This window comes from Streptosporangium sp. NPDC006013 (assembly GCF_040614275.1).
GTDB lineage: Bacteria > Actinomycetota > Actinomycetes > Streptosporangiales > Streptosporangiaceae > Streptosporangium.
Map to the genome: position 1 here is coordinate 1 of NZ_JBEXUE010000519.1, position 6,706 is coordinate 6,706.

Consider the following 6,706-nt stretch of genomic DNA (forward strand, 5'->3'; position numbering starts at 1 on the left):
CAGATCGCCATCGTGTCGTTGTTGGCGTAGATGCCCTTGAGGTTCGGCACCGCTGTCGGCGCCCATCCCGGGGGACGTGCTGGAGGGCGCCCCCGGGGATGCCCCGGTACGGGAGAACCTGTTCCGCCCGCTCAGCCCCGAGGCGCGGGCGGCCCGCGTCTACACCGACAGGCTCGTCGCCGCCGCGCCCCGCCCCGAGGCCGCACCCGCCGATCCGCCCGCCGATCCCACGCCCGTCGAGACGCCCAAGGCTCCGTCCGCCGAGGCCCCTCGCACGCCCCTCACGATCGCCCCGGCTCCCGGCCCCGTGCCGGGAGATGTGCTGGACGATGTGCTGGACGATGTGCCCACCGCGCACCCCACCGCACACCCGCTCCCCGGCTGGCCCCTGCAGACCGATCAGCTCGACGCCCTCTCCGACGCCGAGCACCACCGGCCTCTCTTCCCCGTCAGGTCCGCACAGGTGGAGACTCCTGACGGCGAAACCGGTCGCGCACAACCGCCGATGCCCACCTGGGCCACACCGGCACCGGCCCCCGACCCCGAAACCGGTCGCGTGCAGCCGCCGATGCCCACCTGGGCCACCGACCCCGTTCAGACGCCCGCGGTCAACTGGTTCACGGACGCCGCTCCCTCCGGCACCGAGACCGGCACCGAGACCGGCGACGAGACCGGCGACGAGACCGGCACCGGAACAGACGCTCAGGCCGACGAGACCCCGGCGGCCCTCCCCGCCTGGTCTCCCCGGCCTGACCATCTCAGCACCCCGGCGGGCCGTGCCCAGCTGCGCCTGCCCAGCTGGATCATGCGGGTCGACGAGCCGGGGGACACCCCGCCGCACACCGTGCCTCCGAACTACACCGCACCCCAGGACCAGTACGACGCGCAGTGGAGCGAGCCGGCGACCGCGCAGGAAGGCGATTCCGGGGCGGAGACCGGCGAGGCCGGGACGGCGGAGACAGGGCTCCGGCTTTCCGGACGGGCCGGATCCCGCAGGCGCGCGGGCCGCCGGGCGGCACGCAGACACAAGGCGTCGGCGAAGGTCTCCCACCACGACTGGGCCTGGGAAGTGATCGGCTTCATCATCGCGGTGGCGATCGCCATGATCGTCTTCTTCGCGGTACCAATGATCACAACCCCGTGAAGCCGCCCTGATTCCTTCGCCGGCCCTTCGGGGACCTGATCTCCGCAGGTCGGCGCTGGAACCGCCGTGGGAGCTCCGCCAAGCTACGGCTGGGTCAGCTGCCAGAGTGCCGCCGAGGACCACAGGATCGCGATGAGGGTGACCAGGGTGCCGCCGGCGACCGGCAACGCCCAGGCGGGTAGGTACCGGCTGCGGACGAGGAGTACCTTCGCGGCGAATGCGCCGTAGAAGAAGCAGCCGGCGAGGGAGTGCAGGGCGACCCGGGCGTTGTCCAGCTGCACTCCGTAGGTGGTGATGCAGTGGTAGGCGACGGGGAGGGAGAGCACGAACAGCACGGCTCCGCCGATGCGGTGGGCGAGGGGTACCGGGCGGGGGGCCGCACCGGCCCCGGGCAGCCGCCGGTACATCCACAGCGCCAGTATGAGCTGGTAGAGGGCCAGGCCCAGCAGGGCGGTGCCGAGTTGCGCCTTCAGCAGGTTCGCGTCGTCGCCACGGCGTCCGAACAGGCTGCCGGCGTAGTCCGGAGTGTGTATCCGGCCGAAGGCGTACAAGGCCACCGCCACGGCCAGGGCGAGCCCGGCGGCCATCGCCGGCCGCAGCCAGACCGGGCGGGGTGACATCGTCCGTGCTGCTCCCATGTTCGTCTGCTCCCTTCCGTGATCCCGGCCGTCGGCGCCCTCGCAACAGCCCGCTCAGCGTTGCCCGTGTAGTGACTCATGGCGACCGACGGTGCTCAGCCCGTGTCAATCTTGTTTCCCTGCGGGTTGAGCACGTACCACTTGGCGCCGAAGGAGTCGAGGCCCTGCCCGCTGGTGTCGCCGGGCTTGGTGTCGCCGACGTAGTAGTACAGCGGGTGGCCGTTGTAGGTGACCCCTGTGGTGTGGTCGGTCCTGGCGGCGGTGCCGAGCAGGGCGGAGGATGCGCCGCTGCCGGCCTGCGGCCTGCCCGTGGCGACCAGCGGCGGCCAGGCGATCGCACACGCGCCGTAGCAGGTCGACTTGGTGCCCTTGTCCGTCTCGAACAGGTACAGCGTGCGCCCTTGGCCGTCGGTGAGGATCTTGCCGAGCTTGGAGTCCCGGACCTCGACGGTGACGCCTGCGGCAAGGCCGCCGCCGGCCGGGCCGCTGCCGGCCGGGGGCTTCGCGGTCGGGGAAGCCGGTGCGGCCGGGGCGAGCTTCAGTTGGCTGAGCACGTAGCGGCCGATGGTGGTGCCGAGCTTGTTGCCGGCCTGGTGGTCCATCCGGGTGTGCACGCCCGCCCAGATGCGGCTGAGCCCGGCTTCGGTCGCGGCGGCGCTGAAGTTGGTGTAGGTCTCGGTCACGCTGGACGCGGTGGGTGAGGTGAGGGTGAAGACATTGCGGTCGCCGTAGAAGCCGGCGAGTACTGTGGCGGCGGCCGTGCCGATCGCGCTGTGCATGCCCGGGTAGGACGGGTCGGGAGGGGTGGTGATAAGCGGGGTCCATGCGGGGTCGGGTTTGACCCGCGGGTTGCCGGCGGCGGAGCGGATGGCGGTGATCGGCCGCCAGAACCGGTAGTGGTACTTGGCGTTGTAGACGCCGATGGTGGCATCGGCGATGGTGAGGTTGAGCAGGGCGAACAGGTCCGCCGACTGGTCGAGGTCGCTGTGCCGCGCGAGGGCGACCTGTTGGCCGATGCTGTACCAGTAGTTCTGGATGGGGGCACCCCAGAGCTTGGCGGTCGTGGTCTGTTCCGCCGTGCGAGTCGTGCTGTGGGCGGCGCCGATGCTCTTGACCTCATTGATGGCGGCCGCGTAGACAGGGCCGGCCAGCGCCGGGGGCGCGGCGGGGCGGAACTGATCGCCGGTATGGAGCACGAATGGGGTGACCTTGCCCCAGTGGGTGAACACCGGTGGGTCGAAGTCTGGCGGGGTCGGCCGGTAGTCGCCGGGTTTGCCGGTGCTGGTGTAGGGCGGCGGGGTGGCGTCGGCGCCGTCATGCGCGCGCAGGGTAAGGATGGCCTGGGCCGCTTGGGCACCGACCCGGATGCCCTCCTGCTTGGCGCGGCCGTCGGGAATGCCGGTGAGGTCGGCGGCCAGTTGCCGGTCCAGGCTGGGCTTCCGCGCCGGGTACAGGGCGGTGAGGGTGTCGTGCGCGGCCGTCGCGGCCGCGGCGGGACGGGAGGCATCCTGCGGGGCGGTGAAGCCGGTGCCGTAGAGGGGGTGAGCGCGGCTGATCGCGTTGACCGCGTCATAGACGGCCGCGCTCATGATGGCGAAGCTGCGGGTGGGGTGAACGGTGGTCGGCGGCGCGTGCGGAGTCTGCACGATGTTGAGCAGGGTCCGGTTCCACTCGATCACCACGTTGCCCCGCGGCGTCCCCTCGACGGCGTTCGCGGTCGCGAGCGGGGCGGCATGGGCGGCGGGTGCTGCGGCGCCCTGGGCGCCGATCGTCAAGACGGCCACCGCGAGCGCGAGCACGGGCCGCCGCTGGGTTCTCCGCGGTTCTGGAAGCGCGAACATCCTCATGATCCTCCTCCTGTCAGACAGCAGGGAGAGAAGAGATGACAGGCCACTTCAGCGTTTCCTCGCCAACCGGGGCCGACTTCCTTAACCCAGCTGGGATTTGGCCGTGCCGGCCGTTACCGTGCCGGCCCGTGGAGCTTGCGTCGCCGGTTTGGCTTGCGGAGGCCGCTCCAGTCATGGCAAAAAGCACCGCAAAGACAGACGTAACCAGAAGTCATAATCTCGCCGTTCTTTTCATGGGGAACGACACCCCTTCGTCAGTGGTGTTCGCCGGTTCGAGCCTTGAAGGCGGAGACCCCTCTTCCGAACGAAGACACTTCCCGATCGGTCAGCCGACGGCGAGAGTTTCCTGCTCACGGGTCACTGCAACAGGGCGCCCTCGGTGCCGGAGGTAATCAAACATTCCATACCGTCACACTCTCTACCGTAGCGGACAGCAAGCACACATAGCCATTGCCACGGCAAAGCCCTATGCAAATTCAGAGCGCCGGAGCGCTCATTCCACAGCCGCAGCGCCCGATTACCGTAAGCCTCAAGGGGCGGAGAACAACGGAACGGCAACGTGCGCCGCGAACAACGCTACGCGAGCCGTGTCAGCGTAATCACGCCGAGAAAATGATCGATTTTTGGTTGCGATGGGGTGGAAACATATGTCAAGGCGGTGCGCCCAACCGTCCGCACACCGTCATCAAGCTGCGTCGTTGCCCTTTAATGCACGTTTCCGATCCGCCATTTTATACCTGGCGCCATATCGCCGCGGGTCAGAGCCAGCCTTCGGTGGCGGCGCGCCAGGCCAGCTGCATGCGGGTCTGGGCGCCGGCGAGTTCCATGACGTTCGCGACGCGCCGCTGCACGGTCCGCCGGCTGACCCCCAGCTGGGCGGCGATCGATGTGTCCGGCACGCCGGCGACCAGCAGTGCGAGCAGGTAGAGGTCGTCGGAGCCGAGCGGGCAGGGCATCGTCCCCTCGATGATCCGCAGCGGCGTCGCCCGCTCCCGGTAACCCTCGAACGGCCGGTCGAACCGCTCCCGGAACGCGGCGTGGTCGGACAGGACCTCGACCTGCAGGCCCGCGTCGCGGCGGCGGGCGTTGTCCCGGTACTCCTCGGACAGCCGCTCCACCTCACGCCGCGCCCAGTCGAGCGCCTGCTGGTGGCGGAGGAGTTGCGAGCCCAGCACGATGTCCGGTGCCACCGCGGCGAACCGCCGCCTGCCGGGAGAGACCGTCCTGATCAGTCCCCTGACCCGCATGGCGACCAGCACCGTCTCCGCCGTCTCGGCATCGATGCCCAGATTCCCGATGAGGTCGGTGACATCCGTTTCCGCGGTCGTCACCAGGAACCGGTAGACGCGCTCCTCCACAGGATCGAGCCCGAGGGATTCCAACATGCCGCAATAGTGGCACCCTAAACGCCGATAAAAGTTACATTTAATAGCTAACCGGACGGATCGTGCCCCGGTGAACCGGCGGCGCGTGAGATTCCCCGCGTTTGGAACGCACCCGGCCCGCAATGGCGGGACCCGATGTCCGAACGGGTTGTGACAGTGATCTGTCAAGGCTAGTATCACGGCAACTCTTAGGAAACTTTCTTAAGAGAAAGATCGAGTTGGTAGCCACGCACCTCGCGGCAGACCCGCCCGATCCAGGTATGAGCTGCGCGAACGCGATGACGCGGGCCGTCACCGCGCGAAAGTCCGACCGTCCGGACACCCCACACCATCCGGTTTCCCCCCATGGGAGTGATCAAGTGTTGAGACAGCGCATCATGGCCGCCCTCGCCGCCCTGGCGGTCACCGGCGTGCTCGCGGTCGTCCTGCCGACGTCCTCCGCCTCCGCCGAGAGCTGCGCGGCCGCGTGGAGCTCCTCGGCCGTCTACACCGGTGGCATGACCGCCTCGTACAACGGCCACAACTGGTCCGCGAAGTGGTGGACCCAGAACGAGAGGCCGGGCACCGCCGACGTCTGGGCCGACAAGGGCACCTGTGGCGGCACGACGCCGCCCACGGGCAACTGCAACCACCCGAACTGGGCGGCGGGCACCTGGTACGTCGCCGGCAGCATCGTCAAGTACACCGACGGCAGGTACTACATCGCCGAGCACGACAACCCGGGCTACGACCCGGTGATCAGCACCTGGTACTGGGACCCGTACACCTGCGGCACGACGCCGCCCACCGACCCGCCCACCTCGGGCTTCGTGGTGAGCCAGGCACAGTTCAACCAGATGTTCCCGAACCGGAACCCCTTCTACACCTACAGCGGGCTGACCGCCGCGCTGAGCGCCTACCCCGGCTTCGCGAAGACCGGCAGTGACACCGTCAGGAAGCAGGAGGCGGCCGCCTTCCTCGCCAACGTCAACCACGAGACCGGCGGGCTGGTCCACATAGTCGAGCAGAACACCGCGAACTACCCGCACTACTGCGACGCGAGCCAGCCCTACGGCTGCCCCGCCGGCCAGGCGGCCTACTACGGGCGCGGCCCGATCCAGCTGAGCTGGAACTTCAACTACAAGGCGGCCGGCGACGCGCTCGGCATCAACCTGCTCGGCAACCCGTACCTGGTGCAGAACGACGCGGCGGTGGCCTGGAAGACCGCCCTGTGGTACTGGAACACCCAGAACGGCCCCGGCACGATGACGGCGCACAACGCGATGGTCAACGGCCACGGCTTCGGCCAGACGATCCGCAGCATCAACGGCAGCCTGGAGTGCGACGGCAGGAACCCGGCGCAGGTGCAGAGCCGGATCAACGCCTACCAGAGCTTCACGCAGATCCTCGGCACCACCCCGGGCAACAACCTGAGCTGCTGACCGACCGGGCGGCCGGTGTGGGTGATCCGCCCTCCGCGACCACCGGAGCCACCGAACGGCCGCGTACCCGGCCTTCCGCCGGGCACGCGGCCTCCGCGAAACGTCCCGCCGGGCGCGAACCCGCCAGGCGGTGACCACACGCGTGCGATCCACACGCGTGACACGAAGGGCGCGGCCCACCGGCCGCGCGAAATCATAGCGATAACGGTCAGGCGCTAAATCTGAAATCGACTAAGCCGTTGGTTTCCGGTCTCGGTTCGATCTCCCGCCA

General features: G+C 69.1%; 5 protein-coding genes. 2 read left to right on the top strand and 3 right to left on the bottom strand.

The window, feature by feature from the left end; genetic code table 11:
• Positions 1–76 precede the first annotated feature (76 nt).
• Positions 77–1,144, top strand: a complete 1,068-nt coding sequence (locus tag ABZ260_RS43600; protein ID WP_355629699.1) for a hypothetical protein — start codon at positions 77–79, stop codon at positions 1,142–1,144.
• Positions 1,145–1,227: 83 nt separating this feature from the next.
• Here the strand turns inward: ABZ260_RS43600 and ABZ260_RS43605 are convergent, their stop codons facing one another.
• The 3 genes from ABZ260_RS43605 to ABZ260_RS43615 form a co-directional block, all read right to left on the bottom strand.
• Entirely contained in the window at positions 1,228–1,782 is a 555-nt protein-coding gene (locus ABZ260_RS43605; RefSeq protein WP_355629702.1) for a DUF6529 family protein, read from the bottom strand.
• Between the two features lie 95 nt (positions 1,783–1,877).
• Complete coding sequence (locus ABZ260_RS43610) at positions 1,878–3,629, bottom strand: phosphatase PAP2 family protein (protein WP_355629705.1); 1,752 nt, start codon at positions 3,627–3,629, stop codon at positions 1,878–1,880.
• Between the two features lie 758 nt (positions 3,630–4,387).
• On the bottom strand, positions 4,388–5,014 hold the full coding sequence (locus ABZ260_RS43615) for a helix-turn-helix domain-containing protein (RefSeq protein WP_355629708.1): 627 nt from the start codon (positions 5,012–5,014) through the stop codon (positions 4,388–4,390).
• Positions 5,015–5,373: 359 nt separating this feature from the next.
• Here ABZ260_RS43615 and ABZ260_RS43620 point away from each other — a divergent pair, with 359 nt between their 5' ends.
• On the top strand, positions 5,374–6,435 hold the full coding sequence (locus tag ABZ260_RS43620; RefSeq protein ID WP_355629711.1) for a glycoside hydrolase family 19 protein: 1,062 nt from the start codon (positions 5,374–5,376) through the stop codon (positions 6,433–6,435).
• The last annotated feature ends 271 nt before the right edge of the window (positions 6,436–6,706 follow it).

Excerpts from the sequence above, each read along its gene's own strand:
- ABZ260_RS43615 (WP_355629708.1), bottom strand. The coding sequence starts at position 5,014 with ATGTTGGAATCCCTCGGGCTCGATCCTGTGGAGGAGCGCGTCTACCGG.
- ABZ260_RS43605 (WP_355629702.1), bottom strand. The coding sequence starts at position 1,782 with ATGGGAGCAGCACGGACGATGTCACCCCGCCCGGTCTGGCTGCGGCCG.
- ABZ260_RS43610 (WP_355629705.1), bottom strand. The coding sequence starts at position 3,629 with ATGAGGATGTTCGCGCTTCCAGAACCGCGGAGAACCCAGCGGCGGCCC.